Source organism: Lentzea sp. NBRC 105346, assembly GCF_030269605.1.
Classification (GTDB): Bacteria; Actinomycetota; Actinomycetes; order Mycobacteriales; family Pseudonocardiaceae; genus Lentzea.
Window position 1 is genome coordinate 1 of the sequence record NZ_BSTQ01000037.1, and the last position, 21,446, is coordinate 21,446.

General features: G+C 68.5%; 19 protein-coding genes. 6 read left to right on the forward strand and 13 right to left on the reverse strand.

Annotation, left to right across the window (positions count from 1 at the left end):
* Window positions 1-127: 127 nt before the first annotated feature.
* The 3 genes from QSK35_RS42115 to QSK35_RS42125 are packed head-to-tail and all read right to left on the reverse strand — an operon-like array spanning window position 128 to window position 3,329.
* A complete protein-coding gene (locus QSK35_RS42115) occupies window positions 128-925 on the reverse strand; it encodes a DUF4097 family beta strand repeat-containing protein (protein ID WP_285754010.1) in 798 nt (265 codons plus the stop codon).
* 59 nt (window positions 926-984) lie between these two features.
* A complete protein-coding gene (locus QSK35_RS42120) occupies window positions 985-2,148 on the reverse strand; it encodes a nucleotide disphospho-sugar-binding domain-containing protein (RefSeq protein ID WP_285754012.1) in 1,164 nt (387 codons plus the stop codon).
* Entirely contained in the window at window positions 2,148-3,329 is a 1,182-nt protein-coding gene (locus tag QSK35_RS42125; protein WP_285754014.1) for a nucleotide disphospho-sugar-binding domain-containing protein, read from the reverse strand. Before QSK35_RS42125 ends, QSK35_RS42120 begins: the two co-directional genes overlap by 1 nt.
* Window positions 3,330-3,458: 129 nt before the next feature.
* Between QSK35_RS42125 and QSK35_RS42130 the strand changes: the two genes are divergently transcribed.
* On the forward strand, window positions 3,459-4,076 hold the full coding sequence (locus QSK35_RS42130) for a PadR family transcriptional regulator (protein ID WP_285754016.1): 618 nt from the start codon (window positions 3,459-3,461) through the stop codon (window positions 4,074-4,076).
* Here QSK35_RS42130 and QSK35_RS42135 read toward each other — a convergent pair.
* From QSK35_RS42135 to QSK35_RS42150, 4 genes are all read right to left on the reverse strand, one after another.
* A complete protein-coding gene (locus tag QSK35_RS42135; RefSeq protein WP_285754018.1) occupies window positions 4,060-4,842 on the reverse strand; it encodes an FkbM family methyltransferase in 783 nt (260 codons plus the stop codon). The genes QSK35_RS42130 and QSK35_RS42135 overlap by 17 nt on opposite strands.
* 14 nt (window positions 4,843-4,856) lie before the next feature.
* Window positions 4,857-6,263 carry a serine/threonine-protein kinase gene (locus QSK35_RS42140; protein ID WP_285754020.1) on the reverse strand — a complete coding sequence of 469 codons (1,407 nt, stop codon included), beginning with the start codon at window positions 6,261-6,263 and terminating at the stop codon, window positions 4,857-4,859.
* Complete coding sequence (locus QSK35_RS42145) at window positions 6,260-7,384, reverse strand: cytochrome P450 (protein WP_285754022.1); 1,125 nt, start codon at window positions 7,382-7,384, stop codon at window positions 6,260-6,262. The genes QSK35_RS42140 and QSK35_RS42145 overlap by 4 nt, the downstream gene beginning before the upstream one ends.
* Before the next feature lie 149 nt (window positions 7,385-7,533).
* Window positions 7,534-8,010 carry a MarR family transcriptional regulator gene (locus tag QSK35_RS42150; protein WP_285754024.1) on the reverse strand — a complete coding sequence of 159 codons (477 nt, stop codon included), beginning with the start codon at window positions 8,008-8,010 and terminating at the stop codon, window positions 7,534-7,536.
* Window positions 8,011-8,107: 97 nt separating this feature from the next.
* On the opposite strand from QSK35_RS42150, the gene QSK35_RS42155 reads away from it, so the two are divergent.
* A complete protein-coding gene (locus tag QSK35_RS42155) occupies window positions 8,108-9,682 on the forward strand; it encodes an FAD-dependent monooxygenase (RefSeq protein WP_285754026.1) in 1,575 nt (524 codons plus the stop codon).
* A gap of 48 nt (window positions 9,683-9,730) precedes the next feature.
* On the opposite strand, the gene QSK35_RS42160 is transcribed toward QSK35_RS42155, so the two are convergent.
* From QSK35_RS42160 to QSK35_RS42170, 3 genes are all read right to left on the reverse strand, one after another.
* Window positions 9,731-11,557, reverse strand: a complete 1,827-nt coding sequence (locus tag QSK35_RS42160; RefSeq protein ID WP_285754028.1) for a TolB family protein — start codon at window positions 11,555-11,557, stop codon at window positions 9,731-9,733.
* Window positions 11,558-11,724: 167 nt separating this feature from the next.
* Entirely contained in the window at window positions 11,725-12,114 is a 390-nt protein-coding gene (locus tag QSK35_RS42165) for a PPOX class F420-dependent oxidoreductase (protein WP_285754030.1), read from the reverse strand.
* A 56-nt stretch (window positions 12,115-12,170) separates the two neighbouring features.
* Window positions 12,171-13,640, reverse strand: a complete 1,470-nt coding sequence (locus QSK35_RS42170) for a peptide MFS transporter (RefSeq protein ID WP_285754032.1) — start codon at window positions 13,638-13,640, stop codon at window positions 12,171-12,173.
* 129 nt (window positions 13,641-13,769) lie between these two features.
* Here QSK35_RS42170 and QSK35_RS42175 point away from each other — a divergent pair, with 129 nt between their 5' ends.
* The 4 genes from QSK35_RS42175 to QSK35_RS42190 are packed head-to-tail and all read left to right on the forward strand — an operon-like array spanning window position 13,770 to window position 17,501.
* Window positions 13,770-14,612, forward strand: coding sequence for an NAD(P)-dependent oxidoreductase (locus tag QSK35_RS42175; protein ID WP_285754034.1), 843 nt, complete (start codon window positions 13,770-13,772; stop codon window positions 14,610-14,612).
* An 11-nt stretch (window positions 14,613-14,623) separates the two neighbouring features.
* Window positions 14,624-16,039: an NDP-hexose 2,3-dehydratase family protein gene (locus tag QSK35_RS42180; protein WP_285754036.1), complete on the forward strand. Its 1,416-nt coding sequence runs from the start codon at window positions 14,624-14,626 to the stop codon at window positions 16,037-16,039.
* Window positions 16,040-16,048: 9 nt separating this feature from the next.
* Window positions 16,049-17,002, forward strand: coding sequence for a Gfo/Idh/MocA family protein (locus QSK35_RS42185; protein ID WP_285754038.1), 954 nt, complete (start codon window positions 16,049-16,051; stop codon window positions 17,000-17,002).
* Between the two features lie 16 nt (window positions 17,003-17,018).
* A complete protein-coding gene (locus QSK35_RS42190) occupies window positions 17,019-17,501 on the forward strand; it encodes a hypothetical protein (RefSeq protein WP_285754040.1) in 483 nt (160 codons plus the stop codon).
* Here the strand turns inward: QSK35_RS42190 and QSK35_RS42195 are convergent.
* From QSK35_RS42195 to QSK35_RS42205, 3 genes are all read right to left on the reverse strand, one after another.
* Window positions 17,472-18,809, reverse strand: a complete 1,338-nt coding sequence (locus QSK35_RS42195) for an MFS transporter (RefSeq protein ID WP_285754042.1) — start codon at window positions 18,807-18,809, stop codon at window positions 17,472-17,474. The genes QSK35_RS42190 and QSK35_RS42195 overlap by 30 nt on opposite strands.
* Window positions 18,806-19,873, reverse strand: coding sequence for a glucose-1-phosphate thymidylyltransferase (locus tag QSK35_RS42200; RefSeq protein ID WP_285754045.1), 1,068 nt, complete (start codon window positions 19,871-19,873; stop codon window positions 18,806-18,808). The genes QSK35_RS42195 and QSK35_RS42200 overlap by 4 nt, the downstream gene beginning before the upstream one ends.
* Window positions 19,870-21,446 (reverse strand): glycosyltransferase (locus QSK35_RS42205; protein ID WP_285754047.1); only part of this gene is annotated, 1,577 nt, incomplete at its 5' end. The genes QSK35_RS42200 and QSK35_RS42205, both read right to left, overlap by 4 nt.

A 21,446-nucleotide genomic window follows, 5' to 3' on the forward strand; every position in this document is an offset into this window, starting at 1 on the left:
ATGATCGAGTTCTTTGGACGGAACCCGAAAATGATCAAGCGGTGGCCGTGCCCATGTCAAAGATCAGGAGCTTCCCGGTTAAAACACCAGCAAGCGCTGGGCGCTTGGAAAGCTCCCCCCATAGCAATCAGACGTCGTCGCGGCGCAACAGGGCGATGTCGCCCGAGTCGGTGCGCACCCACACATCGACCAGCGGCGTGCCGAAGGTCTCCTTCGCGATCGAGAGCTTGTCGCGCTCGATCGCGGAGACCTCGTCGAACTGGCTGGAGATGGCGCCGGTGCGCGACTCGAGGTGCACTTTGGTGTTCGTCAACCCGGTCAGGCCGATGCGGACCGGGCCGCTGTTCGACGCGAGCTGCAGGTGCGCGCCGGCCTGGGGCCGGGCATCGAGCGCGATCGAGCCGTTCGAGGTCTCCGCGCGCACCGATCCCGTGGCGTCGGCGATGACGACGTCCGCCACGATCGCCTTCACCACGATCGGGCCGCTGACCGTTATCGCCTCGACCCGGCCGTGCGAGCTCTCGATCTGCACCGGGCCGGACAGGTTCGCCAGCGCCGTCTCGCTCTGACTGGTGAACACCTTGAGGCGACTGGAGAGCCCGCTCGCGGTGATGTTCGCGGTGGCACTGGACAGGTCGACCGGGCAGCCCGGCGGGACGCTCAACGTCACGGTCGCGCGCATCTTCTTGTGCCTGCTCAACGCGCTGGCCGCGATCTTCTGGGCGTTCACCTCGCCGTGGCTGACCTCCAGCAGGCCGTCGGTGAGCCGGACGTGCAGTGGTGACCGGTCGATCTCGGTCACCTCGAGCCGGACCGGGCCCGGCGCGCCGACCACGCGTACGTTGCCGCGCACCACGAACGCCTTGACCTCGTTGACGTCCTCGAACGCGAGGCTCCCCGGTTCCTCGATGGTCCAGCTCTTCACGCCGCCTCCGCCTGCTCGCCCTCCCCGCTGACGTTATGCTATCGCGCCATAACGCGTCATCACACCAGGGCTTCGAGCAGCGGCACGGCCGAGGTGAGCGGCGGCGCGGTCTGCAGCTCCTCCTGCAGCTTTCGGGCGCCGAGCCGGAAGTCCGGTTCGGCCAGCAACCGTTGCACCGCGTGGCGGATACCGTCGATGTCACGCTGTCCGGCCTGGTCGGGGATGGTGATCCCGGCGCCCGCCTCGGCGAGCCGGGCGCCGTAGTCGAACTCGTCGGCGAACTGCGGCAGCACCAGCTGCGGCACGCCGAGCGACGTCGCGGTGAGACCCGTTCCCGAGCCGCCGTGGTGCGCGAGCAGGTCGCACGTGTCCAGGAAAAGGTTGAGCGGCAGGGACTCCACGACCCGCACGTCGAACGGCAGCGGGGCCGCCGCCTCGCGGTTGGCCGGCGTCAACGCGGCGATCACCTCGACGTCCAGGCCCGAGAGCGCCTCCAGCAGGTTGAGCAGGGGAGCGGGCCCGGTCAGCGTCATGATCGTGCCGCCGAGGCACACGCACACCCGCGGCCGGGAGGCCCGCACGGTGGCCCACTCCGGCAGCACGCCGGCGCCGTTGTGCGGGACGTAGCGGAACCGTTCTCCAGCAGGCGCGTCGAGTACCTGCAGACTCGGCGGGCACGGGTCGATCACCAGGTCGTACGGCGGCAGACCGGGCAGGCCGTGCTGCTCGCACAACGGCTTCAGCATCGCCTGAGCGGTGTCCTCGAACGGCCCCGCGGTCGGGTCGACACCCCAGCGCAGGCACACCACGGGAATCCCCAGCGCCCCGCCGAGCACGCGGCTCACCACGGTGATCGGCTCGCTCAGGATGATGTCGGGCTCCCACGCCGCGGCCACGCGCAGGTAGTCGTCGAGGTGCCGCTCGGCGTGGCCGACGCGTTCGCGCGCGGTCATCTCCCATGCCATGCGCCCCATGTCCGTGTCGCGCATGCCGAACACCGGCGCGGGGAACAGCTCCGGCGGCATGTACTTGCTGAGCTCGTTGGTCAGTTCCGTCAAAGCCCCGACCTCGGCGGTGTTGAGGCCGGCGGCACGGGCCACGGGCAGCGCGTCCGGCTGCCCGGCGACCAGCACGTCGTGGCCGGCGGCGCGCAACGCCCAGCACAGCGGCACCATCGCCGACACGTGCCCGGCGGCGGGCGGCGGGATCGTCAGGACGCGCATCAGTTCGACTCCACGGGAACGAGGCCGGCCAGCACCGACACCGGACGAACAAGGGCTTCCAGCAGCGGAACCGCCTCCGTGAGCGGCTCGAACGCGGACATCTCGGCCCGCAGCCGGGCCGCCGCGAACGCGTAGTCCGGCTTGGCGATCAACGTGGTGAGCGCGCGCCGGAGCCGATCGACGTCGCGCTGCCCGCAGTGGTCGGCGATGCTGATCCCCGCACCTGCCTCACCCACGCGCCGCCCGTAGTCGAACTGGTCCGTCCACTGTGGAAGGACGAGCTGCGGCACGCCGTGCGCGGTGGCGGTGAGGCCGGTGCCGGACCCGCCGTGGTGCACGATCACGTCGCAGGTGCCCAGGAACAGGTTGAGCGGCAACGACTCCACGACGCGCACGTGCGTGGGGACCCGGCCGAGCATGCGGCGGTTCTCGGTGGTGAGCGCGGCGACGACCTCGACGTCCATGCCGTCCAACGCCTGCAGCACGCGCCGCACCGGACCGGGCCCGGTCAGCGCCATGATGCTGGTACCGGGACAGATGCACACGCGCGGCCGCGACGCCTGCCCGGTCGCCCACTCCGGCAACGACCCGGCTCCGTTGTAGGGCACGTAACGGAACCGGTGCCCCGGCGCGGCGTCCTCCACCTGCAGGCTTGGCGGGCACGGGTCGATGATCAGCGCGGGGTCCGCGAGCGGCGAGAGGTGTTCGCGTGCGGTCTCCTCGAACGGCCCGGCGGTCGGATCGACGCCCCACCGCAGGAACACCAGCGGCACATCGAGCTCCGCGCTGACCATCCGGCTGACCAGCGTGACGGAGTCACTGACCACCACGTCCGGCCGCCACGCCCGTGCAACCCGCAGGTACGCCGTCTCGTGCTGCTCGGCGTGCTGCACCCAGGCGCCCGCGGTCATGTTCCACAGGTAGCGCCCCATGTCGGTGTGCCGATCCCCGAACGCGCTGGCGGGGAACATGTCCTCGGGCATGGCCTCCTGCCCGGCACGCGTGAGGTCGGCGGGCTCCCCGACGTCCACCGTGCTCAACCCGGCGGACCGCGCCACGGGCAGCACGTCGGGCTGCCCGGCGACGAGCACCTCGTGCCCGCACGCGCGCAGCGCCCAAGCCAGCGGCACCATCGCGGTCACGTGGCTCGCCGCGGGCGGCGGCATCATCAGCACTCTCATGGCGTCCCCTTCTGTCTGGGGCAAGCCTCGGCAACCCGCTTCGATCCCGGATCCAAGGGCGCTGGAGAGCCTTCGTGATATAACGCGTTACCATTGGGGCGTGTCACGAGTCAGCCGGCGGGTGATCGCATGAGCGGTGTCTTCACCAGGGGACGCATGCGTCTCTACCTGCTCAAGCTGCTCGGCGAACGCCCGCGGCACGGCTACGAGATCCTCCAGCTGCTGGAACAGCGGCTCGGCGGCACCTACGCGCCCTCACCGGGCAGCGTCTACCCACGGTTGCGCCGGCTCGAGGCCGACGGTCTCGTCAGCTACACCGAGAGCGGTGGCCGCAAGATCTTCAAGCTGACCCCGGCCGGACAGGCCGAGGTCGACGCCCGCGCCGAGGAGCTCGACGCCCTCGACCGCGACATCGCCCAGTCCGTCGCCGAGCTCGCCGACGACGTCGACGCCGACATTCGTAGCACCGTCCGCGACATCGGCGGTGAACTGGAGGACGCCGCGCGCGGTCTGCAGGGCGACACGAAACGCCGGCGCGGACATCGGCGGTTCACGCCCGAGTGGCCCGCCGCGCCGGAGTTCAGCGGGTCCGGCGGGATGATCGAGGCGCAGCTGCACGTGCTGGTCGCACGGGTCCAGGACTACCTGGCACAGGCGACGCCGACGTCCGAGCAGGTCGGGCAGTGCGCCGCCATCCTCGACGACGCACACCGCCAGATCGCCAAGGTGCTCAGGCAGGACGGCTAGCGAGCACCGTGTAGACGGAGCCGCCGCGGAAGCTCCCGGGCTGCGTGGTCGTCACCGAGAACCCGAGCGTCGCCAGCCGGGCCACGATGTGCCCCAGCCGCCCGTCGATGTCGTGCACCTCGATCAGCACGCGCCGCACGAGCGGCCAGTCGGAGTCCGAGACCCCGCGCAACACCTCGTGCTCGGCCCGCTCCACGTCGATCTTCAACAGCCCGATGGACCGCAACCCGTTGGCCCGCACCAGATCGCTGACGGTGGTGACGTCGACGGTCAGCTGCACGGCGATCCCGTTGAGCTGACGGATGATGTCCCGATCGGCTTCCGGCACGGCCTGGTTGGTGAAGTAGGCCTCCTGGTTGAGCTCGTCGTCGATGTCGTCCACGTACAACGTCGACCGGGACGAGGTGACGGGGTAGTAGGTGAAGGAGTGTGTCCCGGGCCGAGCCCCCACCGCCTGCCGCAACACCACGGCCGCCGGCACGTGCGCGGCCAGGTTCCGCTGCAGGCAATCGGCAGTGGCGGGCGCGGGCTCGAAGGCGTAGATCTCCACACCGGGAGCGGTGTCGGCGAAGACCATCGACGCCATACCCACGTGCGCGCCGACGTCGATCACGACATCACCGGACCGCAGTCCTCGCGCGGCGGCGACGTAGGGCGAGTCGGCGCCCATCTCCGCCCACACGGCCTCGGCCTCGGTGGCGTTGGGACACCACACATCCCGCCCGTCGGGCAACACGAAGGTATCAGCGACTTCGACGTCGGTCATCAGGTTCTCCCCTCTTAGAGCGGCAACGGGAACAGCTCGTCGTAACGACCGTTCTCGCAGGCCAGCACGATCATCAAGGTGCGCAACGTCATCGGGCCGCCGATACAGCACAGGGCGTTGCGCGACTCCAGCCACGAACGCACCACGGAGGCCTCGAACGACGAAGGAACACTGTCCAGTTCGGACAGAGCGGTGGAACGATAGGAAGGCGTGTCCAACACGGTGGCGGCCACTGCCAGCCACGCCACCCGCAGCGGCGACCCGGCGGGTCCCGAAGCAGCGGTACGAACCCGAGTAGCAGTCTCGGGAGAAGGAGCCCGACCGGCAAGCGAAAGCTCGGTCAGCTCCAACAGCAAGGCGGCATCACCGGAACCGGTGGCAACGACCGGCAGCGAAGACACGTCCGCACCCACGGCGTGGGCGACCGCGCGGACGCCGATCCGCGCGACTTGGGTGGCTACATCGCCGGAAGCCAGTGCGGGCACCCACACCTCGACCTGACGCCGCAACGGCTCGTCGAAGCGGTTCCCCAGCGTGTGGTGCGCCGCCACGATGCCGAACGAGGACGCGGTCGGCGCGGCGGACAACGCCTCCGGGGTCGGCCAGCCGGCCCGCGTATGCGGTGGTGCGACCGAGGCACGGGCGCCGGGGCAGCCGATGTGCACGGCGTGATAGGTGGCCTGCGGGTCCGATGTGGACTGACCGGGCAGGCCGACTGTGCCGTCGGGGCGGACCAAGGTCCCGCATGCCGTCACCGGCGGCGCACCCAGATCGACCAGGGCGGAGCGCAACGACAGCCATGCCACGTCGACGTCCGTGGAGACAGCCGCGGCCTGCTGGACCGCCGATTCGACACCGGGCCACCGCAGCGCGGAAGCGATCTGCAGCAGTGACACCTGCTGGCTCCACGACGACGGCGTCGCCGTCCGCGCCGCGTCGGCCACCTCGGCAGGCACCGCGAGACCGAGCCGCACCAGCAGCCGGACCGCGATCGCCGTGCTGCCCCAGTCGGGCGCGGTGCCGCTCGCGCCGGACGTGTAACCCGATCCGCGGCGCAGGCCGTTCAGCGCGTACTCGACCGTGCGGGCGGAAACCGGTGCGCCCACGCGCGTCAACACCGACACGGCGTAGTCGATCTGCGCGATGGGCGGCAGGGGAGTGCCCGGCAAAGACCCCGTCAACGCCGGGCCCAGCCACCGCGCGACCGCAGCGGCGTCCAGCGACGAGGACGTCCCCAGTTGGGTCCACCACATCGTGTCGTACAAGGAGAACCGGCCGTCTACGAAATAACCGCGCGGCCCGTCCGACACCCAGGAGTCGAGCAGGATGTCCGGCGCCGCCGAAACCTGCGGAGAAGGAGCCGACTTCGCCGTGGAGCAGGCCGCCAGCACGAGGGCCAGGACCGCGACGAACCGCCTCACCACTGCACCGGCAGGCTGACGAGACCGCGGATCATGCCGTTCGTCCACCGCAGTTCGGAAACGTCACACGCGAGCCGCAGGCCGGGGAACCGCGACACGAGCCCGCCGAACGCGACCTGCAGCTGTACACGCGCGAGGTGCGAGCCCAGGCAGTGGTGGATCCCCGGACCGAACGCGACGTGCGGGTTGTGCGACCGCGCGAGGTCCAGCCGGTCGGGATCGGTGAACACCGCGGCGTCGCGGTTGGCCGACGAGGTCGACGGGATGACGGCCTCGCCCGCGCGGACCAGGACTCCGTCGATCTCCAGGTCCTCCATGGCGATGCGCATCGTGCCGCCGCTGACCGGACCCGGTGCATAGCGCAGCAGTTCGTCGACGGCCTGCGGCAACAGCGAAAGATCGTTGCGCAGCAACGACATCTGCGCGGGGTGGCGCAGCAGCGCCAGCGTCGCGTTGCCGATCGTCGCGCTGACCGTGTGGTATCCGGCGGTGATCAGCGTCGCCCCGAGCGCGACGTGCTCCGCGGGCGTCGCCTCGACGGGGAGCAAAGATCCCTTCGACGCAACCAGATCGGTGAGGTAGTCGTGCAGCTTCTCCCGTGCGCCGACGACTTCTTCGAGCTGCCCGATCCCGAGGCCCAACGAGGTGTCGGTCCACTCGCGGAACTGCGCCTGGTCCGCCACCGGAACACCTAGCATCGAGCAGATGACGGCCATCGGCAGCGGTTGCGCCAACCCGGCGACGACATCGGCCGGAGAGACAAAGGCGTCCAGCAGCGAAGCGGTGACCGAAGTGATCCCTTCGCGCAGCCGGGAGATCCGCCCGCTGCTGAACGCCGGTGCGACCAGCCTGCGCAACCGCGTGTGGTCCGGCGGATCCATGGCCATGATCGAGTAGGGCTCCGGCCGCGCCGGACCGAGCCGCGGTGCGCCGTCGACCGTCGTGAGAGCGCGGGAAAGCCGGGGATCGGCGAGCACCTGCCGCACGGCCGGCAGTCGCGTCACCAGCCAGGCCGAATCACCGGTCGGCAGCGACACCCGCGCCACCGGCGCCTGTTCGCGCAACATCGCGAACTCGGCCGGTGGCTCCAGCAGTACATCCGGCAGGAACGGAAACCTCACGGTGCTCCCCCTCGTCAGTGACGTGCGGGGGAGCCTCCTGCCTGCGACTCGAAGAACGTTCGAGTGGATGTCGTGCGGCATTCAATCTCATTGCAAGCGTGAGCAGCACGCGATACAGTCGCTATATGACGCGTAATAGTACGCGAAGTTCAGCCCGGCGCCTGGGCGGTCTGGTTGATCATGTCCTGAGTGATCTTCCCGACCGCGAGGGTGAAGTTGAGGATCAGGTCGAGCTGCTCGTCGTCGTACTGGTCGAGGTGCTCGCGCATGCTCACGGTGAGCGGCGCGTAGGCGTCCCGCAGTCCGAGTTCGTGCCGTCCGGTGGACAGCACGAAGACGCGCCTGCGGTTCTGCTCGTCCCGCTTGCGCAGGATGAGGCCGGCGTTCTCGAGCCGGTTGAGCACCGCGGTCACCGCCGAGTTGCTCAGTCCGGTGATCGTCGCCAGCTGTCCCGCGGTGAGGTCCTTCTCCCTGCGGGCGAGGTCGAGGCACTTCAGGTCCGTGGGGTTCAGCCCGAACCTGGCCGCGATCGTCTGATGCAGCAGCAGGCCCCAACTCGCGTTGTCCCGCAGCGCCTTCTGTACCTCGGCGATGACTGTTTGCCGGTCACGCTGGTCGGTCGTCATGGGGCGCTCCGAAACTTTCAGAAGATTGAAAATTACGACGTGTCGAATAGTTTAACAAGTGAGCACACCGTTGTCCCGGTGACGCAGGGGAGTCGTTATGTCCGATGAGAAGACCGCGGTCCTGGTCGTCGGGGGAGGCCTCGCCGGTCTCTCCGCGGCCGCATTCCTGGCCTGGCAGGACGTTCCGGTCCTGCTCGTCGAGAGCCACGCCGACCTGCTGATCCACCCCAGGTCGCGGGGCATTACGCCACGTACGTCCGAACTGTTGCGCCAGCTGGGGATCGAGCAGCAGATCATCGACGCGTGCGGTCTCGACGCCACGCAGGACAAGATGCTGAGCCTGCGGGCGAGCACCTTGTCCGACCCGGATTTCGTTACGTTCGGTGAAGGTGAGGCGGCTAAGCTGGCCGAGCACAGCCCGTCCCAGTGGTCCGCGATCGACCAGGACCGCCTCGAGGTCATCCTGCGCGACCGCGCCCGCGAGCTCGGCGCCGACATCCGGTTCAGCACCGAGCTGAAGGAGTTCGAACAGGGCGACAACGGTGTCACGGCGGTCATCGAGGACCTGGCCACCGGCAAGCGAAGCACGATCAGCGCCGACTACATCGTCGCCGCCGACGGCAACTCCAGCCCGATCCGGGAGAGGCTCGGCATCCCCGCGCTCGGCCCCGGCCGGTTCGCCGAGGTCGCGTCGGTGATGTTCGAGGGCGACCTGTCGCCGGTGCTCGCCGGCCGCCCGGTGGGTGTCGCGTACGTCGAGAAGCCGCGCCCCGGCACGGTTCTCGTGCGCACGGCGCCGCAGCGCTGGGTGGCGACGTTCGCGCAGGAGGAGACCGAGTACGACGAGGCCGCCGTCGTGGCGGACCTGCACGCCGCGATCGGCGAGGACCTCGACGTCCGGGTGCTGCCGCAGGTGCCGGGCACGGACCTCAAGCAGCTGTGGTTCGTCATCGGCGCGCAGGTGGCGCAGGAGTTCCGTCGCGGCCGGGTGTTCCTCGTCGGCGACGCGGCGCACATCGTGCCGCCCGCGCTCGGGCAGGGCGGTTCGATGGCCATCCAGGACTCGAACAACCTCGCGTGGAAGCTCGCGGCCGTGCACCGCGGTCACGCGGGCGACGCGCTGCTCGACACCTACGACGCCGAGCGCAAGCCCGTGGCGTTCAACACGATGGGCATCGTGCTGGCGGCTGGCCAGGCGCGGAACTCCGGGCAGGAACCGGACGACATCGACGTCGGCGCGCTCGTTTTCGGTTACCAGTACCGGTCTTCGGCGGTGCTCGGTGCCGAGGGCGCCCCGGACGCGGTGCCCGCGGAGGAGCTCACCGGGCAGGCCGGTACGCGCGCGCCGCACCTCGACGTGACCATCGACGGAAAGCCGGCGTCCACGATCGACCTGTACGGCCCGGCGTTCGTGCTGATCACCGGCGAGGACGGGGCCGCGTGGGCGGACGCGGCGCGCACCGTGTCCGGCGACACCGGCGTCCGCATCGACATCGCGGACATCGGCGGCCGGCTCGGCCAGGTGGACAAGCCGATCGGTGCGGCGCACGGAATCACCTCCACTGGCGCGTTGCTGGTGCGGCCGGACGGTTTCGTGGCGTGGCGCAGCCCCGACGCGGCCGGTGAGCCGGAGCAGGAACTTCGTGCCGTGTTGAATGCAGTTCTCGCGTAACAACGGGAAAAGCCCCCTCACCGTTACGGTCGAGGGGGCTTTTCCATGTCACCAGACGAAAGCGCGACCGTCCGCCTGGACCGTGTAGAACGACGATCCGAACTGGAACGTGCCGGTCACCGTGTGCTTGATCCGGTAGATCTGGCCGAACCACGACGGTGGCGCGATGTCCACCCGGTCCCACTTGTGCTCGCTGTACCAGGTCTGGTTCGCCGTCGTCGACCAGGCGACGTCGAGTGAACCGGTGTCGCCGGTGATCTGCGCACCCTGCGGCGCGCCCTTGGCCTCATATGGGCCACCGAAGTAGTCCACGTGCCAGCTGTCGGTGTGCTGGATGCTGTCCGCCACCACGGGACTCGTGCCGAGCCAGGCCACCTTGGACGTGGTCTGGTTGAACGACGCGAAGTAGTTCAGGTACGGCACCACCACGAACGACGAGCCGGAAGCCACGATGTCGCCGGGCTTCCCGTTGGGCGAGATGGTGTTGCGGGCCTGCGACGACAGTGTCTGGTTGCGGTTCGCCGCCGCCGGAGCCGAGGCGGTTTGTGCCGGTGTGACGGTCTTCTCCGGTTCGCCCAGATACCGGACGTAGACATCGGACACACCGTTGGTGTCACCGGGCAGGACGTCGTCGCCGAACGACAGGAAGCCCGCCACACGATCGTTCGCGCTCGAGGTGGGCCACCAGTTCTCCCCGTTGCTCTGCGACTTGCCGGCCGTCGAGCTGACCAGCTGCACCGCGCCGGTGCGCAGGTCGCGGCGGTAGATGTTCCACTTCGCAGTGGGCACACCGTCGACGAGGTTCGTCGCGAACGACTGGAACGTCGCGTACCGGCCGCTCGGCGACAACCCGGTCCACGTGGCACCGCCGTTGCCGACCGCGCCGGATGCATTGGTGTCCAAGGCGATTGTGGTACCGGTCTTCGTGTCGCGGACGTACGAGTGGGACGAGTGGTCCTTCGGCAGACCGGGCGCGATGTTCGTGGCGTGCGAGGAGAAGCCGACGTAACGGCCGTCCGCGCTGATCGACGAGCCGACCGCCAGGTCGTCGCCGCGCACGTCACCGTTGCCGACCGAGACGATCGTGTTGGTGCCGGTCCTGAGGTCGCGCACGAACACGTCGCCGGCCTTGTTGGTGTCACCGGGAATCAGGTTGTCTCCCAGGGACGCGAACGACACGTACCGCCGGTCCGCGCTGATCGACGGGCCGTAGCTGACCCCGTTGGCGGGCTTGCCGTCGTGGCCGCGGCTGACCAGCTGTGTCGTGCTGGTGCGCAGGTCGCGGTAGAAGACGTTCCACGTGTCGTGCACGTCGCCGGGCACCAGGTTGGTGCCGCGCGACATGAACACCACGCCGGTGCCGTCCGGGCTGATCTGCGACTGGATGCTGTCCTGGTTGCTCGGGTCGCCGCTCGGGCTCACGTCGACGATGGACGTCTTGCGGCGCAACAGGTCTCGCACGTAGATGTGGGACCGGCCGTTCGCCTGGCCCGCCAGGTTGGTCGCGTCCGAGAAGAACGTGACGAACCGGCCGTCCGGCGTGATCGAGGCCTCCCAGCTGTGCTGGTCGGCCGGCGTGTCCGCGTCGTTCACGTCGACCACGGACGTCGTGCGCCGCGCGAGATCACGCAGGTACACGTGGTTCACGCCGCTGGTCACGCCCTTGACGAGGTTCGTGGCGCGGGACGTGAAGATCACGAACCGGCCGTCGCCGCTGATGGACACGCGCTCGCTGCCCGCGTTGGCGGGCTTGCCGTCGTACCCGACGGTGACGCGCACGAGCCCCTGGTGTTGTTTTTCCTGCGCCGCCGCCGGAACCGCTGCCGTCAGCAGCACCACGACCGCGGCACACGCCGTGGTTTTCGGTATGCGCATTGGTGATCCCTTCTCCGGACGTCGCCAGGGAGGGTCACAAGGCGGGCTCGAACCCGGCTCCAAAGCCACTGGTACGACAAAACGCCGTGTCCACTGGGGGACACGGCGTTTTGCGGGCCGGAAGAGTGTTGGGGGTGATCACTTCCAGCCTGCCGGGAGGGCAGCGGCTAAGCAACCGGCGTGATCTCGTACGTAACCGGCAGGTCGCGGTAGATGATCCGGTAAACGACCCGCCAGAGCTTGTACTGGAAGTTGCTCTGGTGGGCGCGCAACTCCTCCTCGCTGACGCGCCGCACGACGGCGGGCACGGTGTCGCCGAGGACCTTGCCGGTCTTGGTGCAGGGCGCAACCGTGACGTTCTGGTTGCGGTTCATGCGCTTGACCTTCCAGGTCTTGGAGCGCGTGGTGAAGAACGCCTTCTCCGCCTGGACGTTGATCCCGACCGGCGTGCCGACGCCCTGGCCGTCCTTGCGGTAGGTCGTCAGCAACGTCACGGCGGAAATGCGCAGCGGCTCGAGCGCCTCGGTGGCGCTGGTCCCGGTCAGTTGCTGGGTCATGGTCTTTTCCCCCTTCGCGTCGTCTGTAACCACTATCGCGTAATAACGCGTCATAGTCAAGTGGCGAGACCGTGCGCGATCTTCTTCCGGCGCAACGTGACCAGCAGGCCGACACCGGTCGCGAGCAGGCCGTACGACAGGTAGTAGACGGTCGCGGGCAACGCCTGCGCGATCCACACGATCTGGCTGCCCAGGCCGCCACCCAGTGCCGCGAACAGCCACAACAGGCCGAGCGTCTGCCCGATGAACCGTTTCGGCAACACGTCCGACGCGGCCGCCACGGCCACCGCGATGATGATCACTTCACCGCACGAGTGCATGAAGAACACCAGGAACAGCCACAGCGGCGACACCTTCGCCCCGCTCGCGGAGATCGCCGCCGGGATCGACATCAGCAGGAAGCTGGTGCCGCCCAGCAACAACGCGGTGGAGAACTTCACGGGCACCGCGGCGAACCCGCGGCCGAGCTTCGGCAGCACCCACGCGAACACCGGTGCGAGCAGGCAGAGGAACAGCGGCGAGATCGACTGGAACCAGCTGGTCGGGATGGTCAGGCCGAACACCTGGCGATCCGTGTGCTCCTTGGCGAACAACAACAGCACCGAGCCGCCCTGCGCGATGATCATGAAGAACATCGACCACACCAGCAGCACCCAGCGGAACGTCCTGAGCCGCCTGCGGTCGCCGTCGTCCAGCTCGGGGTGACGGATCAGCATCCGGTACTGCACCAGCGGGAACACGATCGACGTGAGCCCGAAGAACATCACGAAGCCCATCACCAGCCCGCCGCTGAGCGCGCCGAGCACGGTCAGCACCACGAGGGCCGAGACGCCGATGGTGGTCCATTTGCGGGTTTTCGCGCGGCCGACGGCGTCCAGCGGCCGGCTCGGGATCTCGCCGACCCCGTTGAACTGCCGCGTCGCGGTGGCCACCTGCACCACGCTGAGCGCCATCACCGCGCCCGCGGTCAGGAAACCCGCGCGCCAGCTGACGATCTCGCCGACCGAGCCGACGACGAACGGCGCGACCAGTGCGCTGATCTGAACGCCCGCGTACATCATCGAGATGCCGGACTCGCGCTTCTGCGGGTCGGTGTACAGCAGATTGACCATCGTCTGGTGGTTGGGCTTGTAGAGCCCGATTCCCACGGCCACCACCATGAGTCCCACCACGCTGATCGACGGCTTCGACAACGCCATCAGCAGGTAGCCGGTCGTCGTCACGGCCGCGCCGAGCAGCATCGTTCGGCGGACGCCCAGCACGCGGTCGCCGACCCAACCGCCTGGCGCGCCGAGCATGTAGCTCAGGCCGATCCACGAGCCGGCAAGTGCGGCCGCGTCGGCGGTCGCGAGGCCGAGCCCGCCGCCCTCGGTGGCCGCGGCCGCGTACAGGGCGAGGATGGCCTGCAGGCCGAAGAAACCGAAGCGTTCCCACACGTCGGTCAGGAACAGCGTGACGAACCACCACTGCCTGCGCGGCGCCCGTCCGACGCCTTCCGCGACCCGCTCTTCGGCCGAGGTCGTCATGTGATCCCTCCTCTGTCGTTGTCGGCAGAGTCGGGGCGCGTGATCTCGTCCGGCTGGAGCTCTCGTCCAGTCGGATGCATTCAGCGCGCTTGGATTCCCCCTCCAGCGACCTTCCCGACGGTACTGCCCGTGGACACCAAGCGGCTGGCATTCATCGGTTTGGGCAACATGGGCAACGGCATGGCGCAGCGCCTGCTCGACACCGGGCGTTCGCTGACGCTGTACAACAGAACCGCCGCGAAGGCGGCGAGTCTCGTTGCGTCGGGCGCGCAACTGGCCGAGAGCGCCGAGGAAGCGGCTCGCGGCGCGGACGTGGTGCTGCTCAGCTTGGCCGACGAAGCCGCGGTCGAAGAGGTGCTGTTCGGTCGCGTATTGCCGGTGCTCGTGCCGGGCGCGTATGTCGTTGACACGTCTACGGTTTCGCCGCGCTACGCCGTCGAGGCCGCCGAACGCCTGGCTTCTGCCGGGGTGCGCCGCGTCGAGGCGTGCGTGGTGGGCAACCCGCACCAGGCGCGGTCCGGCGAGCTGCGGGTGTTCACCGCGGGCGACTCGACGGACGGCGTGCTCGACCTGTTGGAGGCGCTGGGTTCCGTGACGCACCTCGGGCCCGCCGGCCACGCCGCGACGTTGAAGCTGGTGTTCAACCTGGTGCTCGGCGCCCAGGTCGCCGCTTTGGTGGAGGCCGTTCGCTACGGCGAGCAGGCCGGGCTGGACCGCGACCTGTTGCTGACGTCGATCGCGCAGAGCGGGTTCAGCTCGATGGTGATGAAGTTCCGCGCCGAGCTGATGAAGCAGCGCCGCTACGAGCCCGCGCACTTCCGTTCGAAGTTGATGGAGAAGGACCTCCGCCTCGCGCTGGACCCGAACGCCGGCCAGTTTCCCGTGCTGCACAGCGTCCTTGACCGCTTCGCCGCCGTGGTGAGCGCCGGTGACGGGGACAAGGACGCGGCCGTGGTGCTCGAGCACGCCTGATCGGAGCAGTGATGACCCTCACGACCTCGACCCGGCCCAGCCGGGGGATGCTGGACCGGTTCCTGGAGTCGGCGTCCACAACGGACAGTCCCGCGGCGGGCAGCCTGGACGACGTCCGCGCGTGGCTCGCGACTCGGGCCGCGGCCAACACGTTCACCGTCGACCAGATCGACTTCGCCGACCTGCGCGGGTGGCACATCGACTCCGACACCGGCGACATCCGGCACGACACCGGCGGGTTCTTCCGCATTCGCGGCCTGCGGGTGGGGGAGGCGGACGGGCCGGTCGAGCGGTGGTCGCAGCCGATCATCCACCAGCCGGAGGTCGGCATCCTTGGCATCGTCGTGCGCGAGATCGACGGCGTGCTGTGCATGTTGATGCAGGCGAAGATGGAGCCGGGCAACGTCAACATGCTGCAGCTCTCGCCGACCGTGCAGGCGACCCGGTCGAACTTCCTGCGGCTGCACGGCGGTGCGCCCACCAAGTTCCTGGAGTACTTCGCTGTTCCCGGTAAAGCCGAGACGTTGGTGGACGTGCTGCAGTCCGAGCAGGGCGGGCGGTTCTTCCACAAGCGCAACCGCAACATGATCGTCGAGGTGTTCGAGGACCTGCCGGTCGGTGACGAGCACCGGTGGCTGACGCTCGGCCAGGTGCACGCGTTGTTGCGCGAGGACAACCTGGTCAACATGGACACGCGCAGCGTGCTGTCGTGCCTGCCGCTGCACGGCGCGGTTCTGACGGAACGCTCCGAGCCGTTCAGTCAGGCGGTGGTCTCGTCGCTGCTCGCCCGCGGCGGCATGACCGACGTGCAGAACTGGCTCAACCACGCCAAGAGCCGGTCCACGCTGACCGCCGAGCTGGTGCCGTTGCGCGGCCTGCCGTCGTGGCAGCAGACCGCGCGCGAGGTGCGGCACGTCGACGGCGGCTACTTCGAGGTCATCGCGGCCTCGGTGGTCGCCTCGAACCGTGAGGTGCGCAGCTGGACGCAGCCGCTCGTGCGGCCGTGCGGCATGGGGGTCGTGGCCTTCCTGGCATGTCAGGTGAACGGGACGCTGGAGGTGCTCGTGCAGGCGCGCGCCGAGGCCGGCACGCGGGACGTGGTCGAGCTCGGCCCGACCGTGCAGTGCATTCCCGGTAACTACGCGCACCTGCGGCCCGAGCAGCGACCGCCGTACCTGGACCTCGTGCTGGGTGCGAATCCCTCTAACGTTCGTTACGACGTCTTACTGTCGGAAGAGGGTGGCCGGTTCCACCACGCGGAGAACCGGTACCAGGTCATCGAGGTCTCGCCCGAGGTGCGGGCGACGCCGTTGCCGCCGAACTTCCGCTGGGCGACCTTGGGGCAGCTCGCCGACCTCATCCCGCACAGCGGTTACCTGAACGTCGAGGCACGCAGCCTGATCGCCTGCACACACGCGCTCTGCTGAGGGGGAACCGTGAAACTTCGCGTCGGCGTGATCGGATGCGCGAACATCGCGCGCCGCAACACGATTCCCGCTCTGGCGGCGGATCCGCGGGTGTCGCTGGTGGCCGTGGCGAGTCGTACTTTTGACCGTGCATTGGAGTTCGCCCGGCAGTTCGGGTGCGAGGCCGTCGTCGGGTATGACGCGATGCTCGACCGGATCGACATCGACGCGGTGTACGTGCCGCTGCCGCCCGCGTTGCACAAGGAGTGGATCGGCAAGGCGATCGCCGCCGGGAAGCACGTGCTGGCCGAGAAGCCGCTGGCCGTGTGCGCCGCTGACGCGCACGAGCTGGTTTCGGCCTCTCGCAATGGTGAGAGGGTCTTACTGGAGAACTTCGCGTTCCTCTATCACTCGCAGCACGCCGCGGTACGCCGGATGATCGAGGACGACGTGATCGGCTCGGTTCGGTCGTTGACCGTCGAGTTCGGCTTCCCGCCGTTGCCGCCGCGCGACATCCGCTACCAGCTGGAACTCGGTGGGGGAGCGTTGCTCGACGCCGGCGTGTACGGCCTGCGGGCCGCGTCGATGTTCCTCGGGCCCTCGGTCCGGGTGGTGGGCTCGTCACTGCGCATGGATCGCGCGCTCGGGGTGGATCTCGGTGGCAGCGTGCTGCTGGAGAACTCCTCCGGTGTGACCGCGACGGCGTTGTTCGGCTTCGACCGGTCCTACCGGTGCGCCTACACGTTGTGGGGAAGCAAGGGCAGGCTGACGCTCGACCGCGCGTTCACGCCGCCGCCCGGCCACCGGTCGGTCGTCCGGATCGAACGCCAGGACGTCGTCGAGGAACGACTGCTGCCCGCGGACACGCAGTTCGCCAACCTGATCAGCGCTTTCGCCCAGACCGCACTGGGTCTGGACGAGCTGCTGCCGCCCGCCTCGGACATCGTGCGCCAGGCGGAGCTGATTGACGCTGCTCGCGCATAACGCGTAATATCGCGTTATGCGCAATCCGGTGCAGACCCTGCGTGGCACGTCCTGGGACGCGTTCCGGCGTGCCTTTCCCCAACGCCCCGAACCGCTCTATGTGCGGCAGGGCGTCATCGAGGCGCCGTACGAGCAGGTCCTGTCGTTGCTGACGACCGCGCGTGCGGGAAAGGCGAGCCAGGACAACGCGTTCCTGTTGAACCCCAAGGGAGTTCCCGACGGCGTCGAGCTGCGCGGCGGCCCGACGAGGTTCGGCGTCGGGCACGGGACCGTGGACGCGGACCCGGAGCGCGGCCTGTTCGCGATCCAGGGCGGCTGGTGGTACCGCGGCGAGTACACGGTCAAGCCACATGAAAAGGGCGCGCTGCTGACGTTGCGCGTCTACAACGTCGCCGCGGACAAGCGGGTGCTGGTCCCGCTCGTCCAGTTCGGCATGGACCAGGCCGTGACCGACGGTTTCGACCAGGCGCTAGCGGACATCCGGGCGTTTCTGGGGTAGCAGGAACGTCAGCAGAAATCCCGTCGCCAGCAACCCGACTTCGGTCCACAGCACGGTGTTCAGCTCGGTGTCGAAGAAGATCGTACCGAGCACGGCGACGCCGAGCGCGTTGGCCAGCTGCTGCGTCGCGTTGAGCACGCCGGACGCGGCACCGACGTTCTCCTTGTCCACGCCCCACAAGACGATGTCCAGGAACGGCGCCAGCAGCAGACCCATTCCCACGCCGGCGACGAACAGCGGCACGACGTGGGTGTCAGTAGTGGCGAACCACGCCATGCCCACGGCCATCGAGGCGATGCCCGCGTGCAGCATCTTGCGGCCGTAGCGGGCGGCGAGCCACATCCCGGAGACCGTCGAGCCGATCGACGCGCCCAGCGACCACGGCACGAGCACCAGTCCGGCCTGGAGTGGTGTCATGTGCTCGACGAGCTGCATGTGCAGCACGACGACGAGCATCGTGCCGTTGAGGCCGGCGTAGAACACGAGGCTGAGCAGCAGTCCACCGGTGTACGACCGTTCTTTGAACAACCGGGGCGGAACGAGCGGTGACGCCTTGCGAGTCTGGTGCCAGGCGAAGACCAGCAGTACCGGCACCGCGGCGGCCAGTTCGACGAAAACCCAGGCGGGCCAACCGTCTTCGCGCCCCTGCACCAGTGGATGGATGAGCAGCAGCACGCCCGCGCTGACGAGGATCATGCCCGCGTAGTCAGGCTTCAACGCGCTGGGGGAGCGGGACTCCGGGACCCATCTGAGCACCCCGGCGATGAGCAGCGCGCCGATCGGGATGTTCACGAGGAAGACGGACTGCCAGCCCCACGCGTCGACCAGCGCGCCACCGATGATCGGCGCGCTGATCGTGGTGAGGCCGACGACGGGCCCGAGAACTCCGAACGCCTTCGGCATCTCGCGCGGCGAGAACATCTGTTTGATGAGCCCGAACTGCTGCGGGATCATCACCGCCGCGAACGCTCCTTGCACGGCCCGCGCGGCGATGAGCGTGGCCGGATCCTGGGCGAGGCCGCAGGCGAGCGAGCTGAGCGCGAAGCCGGCGACGCCGATGAGCAGGATCCTGCGCCGCCCCCAGATGTCACCGAGCCGGCCGCCGGTGATCAGCCCGACCGCGAACGTCAGCGTGTAGGCGGCGCTGATCCACTGCAGCTGCGCGAGGTCGCCGCCGAGCCCGCCGCGGATCGCGGGCGCGGCGACGTTGGTGACGACCCCGTCGAACAGGTCCATCACCTGTGCCAGCACCAGCGTGAACAACGCGGGCCAGCGGTACCTGTATGCGGTCTCCGTGCTTAGGGTCATCGCACTATCCGCACGCGACTGTGGTCGCCGAGCACGAGCTGGTGCGTCCGCGGCACGTCGCGCGCGGGCATGACGTGCACGTCGCGCCCGATCAACGAGTCCTGCACGCGATGCACGCCGCGGATCGTCGACCGATCCATCACGATCGAGCTCTCCACCTCCGTGTCCGCGAGCTCGCACCCGTCCCCGATCGAGGTGAATGGGCCGATGTAGCTGTCGCTGACCTTCGCGCCCGCGCCGATCACCAGTGGTCCCACGAGGTGCGACCGGCGAATCTGCGCGGTCTCGTGGATCACGACGCGACCGATGACCGTGGACTCCTCGTCGAGGTCGCCCCGCACGTCGGCGCTGAACGTCTCCAGCACCATGCGGTTGCACTCGAGCATGTCCTCGACCTGCCCGGTGTCCTTCCAGTAGCCGGTGATCTCGTGCGAGCGCACGTCGTGCCCGTGGTCGAGCAGCCACTGCATGGCGTCGGTGATCTCCAACTCGCCGCGCTTGCTCGGCCTGATGGCGTTCACCGCGTCGTGGATCTTCGGCGTGAACAGGTAGACGCCGACGATCGCCAGGTCGCTGCGGGGTTCCTTGGGCTTCTCGACGAGTTTCCTGACCGTGCCGTCCGGGTTGAGCTCGGCGACGCCGAACCTGCTCGGGTCCTCGACCTTGGTGAGCAGGATGTGCGCATCTGGTCTCTGCTGCCGGAACTCGTCGACGACACCGGTGATGCCGTTGACGATGAAGTTGTCGCCCAGGTACAGGACGAAGTCGTCGTCCTGCAGGAAGTCCTTGCTGATCAACACGCAGTGCGCCAGGCCCCGAGGTGCGTCCTGCTGGATGTAGGTGATCTCGAGGCCCCATCGGCTGCCGTCGCCGACGGTGTTCATGACCTCGTCGGCGGTGTCGCCGACGACGATGCCGACCTCGGTGATACCCGCTTCTTTGAGCGCGTCGAGCCCGTAGAACAGCACGGGCCGGTTGGCGATCGGGATGAGCTGCTTGGCCGACGTGTGGGTGATGGGTCGCATCCGGGTGCCGTGGCCCCCGGACAGCACCAGCGCCTTCATGGCTGGCGTGCCTCCAGTTCCTCGAGGAGGGTGGCCGCTTCGGTTTTCGCGTCGTACCCGGCCATTTCCTTGGCGAGCTCTTCTGATTTGGTTCGGTAGCTGTCGTCGCTGAGCACCTTCCGGACGGCGTCCCGGATGCGTCGCGAGGACGGCCGCCTCGCTTTGAGGTCGATGCCCGCTCCGGTCCAGTGCACCCGCGCACACACTTCGGGCTTGTCCTCGGTCTGCCCACTGACGACGAGCGGCAGCCCGTGCGCGATCGCCTGCTGCACCGTGCCGTAGCCGCCGTTGGTGACGATCGCTGACAGCTTCGGCATCAGCTCCGCGTATGGCAGGAACCTTGCGGCCCTTGCCTTTTCGTGCTGGCCGGTCACTATTACGTCGACTTCGTTTTTCAGTGCTTCGACCGCCGGGTTGATCAGGTCGTCCTGGTTGGTGGCGCTCGTTCCCTGTGTGACGAGGACTTTCGGACTGTCGGTGTCTAGTTCGTGCCACCAGTCCGGTGGGGTGAAGTTCTTTGGCAGGTCCGGGAATAGTGGGCCGATGAACCTGACCTGCCCCGGCAGACTGGTTCTCGGGTACTCGAAGCTCGGAATCGTCGCCTGCATGAACAGGTACGGGGTCGGCTTCTGCCCCCTGGTCTCCGGGAGGTTCAGTGTTTTTCGGACCGCGTTGATCCTTGTGCTTGCCGGGCCGAACACCTTGACCATGTTCTCCTCGTGGCCGCGGCGGTCGCGCCTGCGGTGCCAGTCGGTGGTGCCGGGTTGCCAGCCGGTGCCGAACGGCGGGAGGTTCGGGTCCGGAATGGACATCGGCGACTGGCACACCGTCGCCCACACCACGCCGTCCTTCTCGTGCAACAGGTTCGCGGCCCAGAAGCCGGAGTCCGCCAGGAGGACGTCTCCTGGGCGGCAGATGGCCTTGAGGTCGTGGTACTGGCCTTCGGTGCTTTTTGCCCAGATCTCGCTCAGGAACCACGCCGATCGCTCGACTCGGTTCATGTCGATGATCTCGGGGTTTTCCTGTTCCAGTCGTTCGAAGTCGGTGAACTGGCCGTGGGTCGGTGGGGCGTATGTCGCGACCTGTTCGATCTTGGCTTGGTGGGATTTGCCGGTGTACCAGGTAATTTCGTGGCCGCGGGATACCAGCTCACGTGCCACCGGGATCAGCGGTGACACGTGGGCCGACGCCGCGTGGGTGGCGAAGACGAATCGGGCCATCGGGCGCCTTTCGGGGTGGAACTGGACTGGGCATCGCGGCCTCCGATGCTCGTCTCGTCCGCTCAACGCCCGATCGGATCCCGCGCAATGCCCTGGGTGCTTTGCGTTCCGTGCGCGTCTTTGGCTGCCGGATCCATGCGTGGTGGTTGGCTGCCGTACGTGGCGTTTGGTTGCCGGTTGCGTGCGTGGTGGTTGGCTGCCGTACGTGGCGTTTGGCTGCCGGCTTCGTGCGTGGTTGTTCTTTTGTTGGCTGCCGGTGTCGTGGGGCGCTGCGTCTTCCGGGGGCGCCTTCGGCGCCGCGATTGGGGCTTGACTTGGGGCCCCTCGCGGCGTGGTGGGCCGGCTCCGCCGGC

Bases quoted from the DNA above. Each gene is read 5' to 3' on its own strand.
- QSK35_RS42150 (WP_285754024.1), bottom strand. From the start codon at position 8,010: ATGACGACCGACCAGCGTGACCGGCAAACAGTCATCGCCGAGGTACAG.
- QSK35_RS42120 (WP_285754012.1), bottom strand. From the start codon at position 2,148: ATGCGCGTCCTGACGATCCCGCCGCCCGCCGCCGGGCACGTGTCGGCG.
- QSK35_RS42135 (WP_285754018.1), bottom strand. From the start codon at position 4,842: ATGACCGACGTCGAAGTCGCTGATACCTTCGTGTTGCCCGACGGGCGG.
- QSK35_RS42195 (WP_285754042.1), bottom strand. From the start codon at position 18,809: ATGACCCTAAGCACGGAGACCGCATACAGGTACCGCTGGCCCGCGTTG.
- QSK35_RS42180 (WP_285754036.1), top strand. From the start codon at position 14,624: ATGACCCTCACGACCTCGACCCGGCCCAGCCGGGGGATGCTGGACCGG.
- QSK35_RS42155 (WP_285754026.1), top strand. From the start codon at position 8,108: ATGTCCGATGAGAAGACCGCGGTCCTGGTCGTCGGGGGAGGCCTCGCC.
- QSK35_RS42160 (WP_285754028.1), bottom strand. From the start codon at position 11,557: ATGCGCATACCGAAAACCACGGCGTGTGCCGCGGTCGTGGTGCTGCTG.
- QSK35_RS42125 (WP_285754014.1), bottom strand. From the start codon at position 3,329: ATGAGAGTGCTGATGATGCCGCCGCCCGCGGCGAGCCACGTGACCGCG.
- QSK35_RS42165 (WP_285754030.1), bottom strand. From the start codon at position 12,114: ATGACCCAGCAACTGACCGGGACCAGCGCCACCGAGGCGCTCGAGCCG.
- QSK35_RS42190 (WP_285754040.1), top strand. From the start codon at position 17,019: ATGCGCAATCCGGTGCAGACCCTGCGTGGCACGTCCTGGGACGCGTTC.
- QSK35_RS42200 (WP_285754045.1), bottom strand. From the start codon at position 19,873: ATGAAGGCGCTGGTGCTGTCCGGGGGCCACGGCACCCGGATGCGACCC.
- QSK35_RS42130 (WP_285754016.1), top strand. From the start codon at position 3,459: ATGAGCGGTGTCTTCACCAGGGGACGCATGCGTCTCTACCTGCTCAAG.
- QSK35_RS42170 (WP_285754032.1), bottom strand. From the start codon at position 13,640: ATGACGACCTCGGCCGAAGAGCGGGTCGCGGAAGGCGTCGGACGGGCG.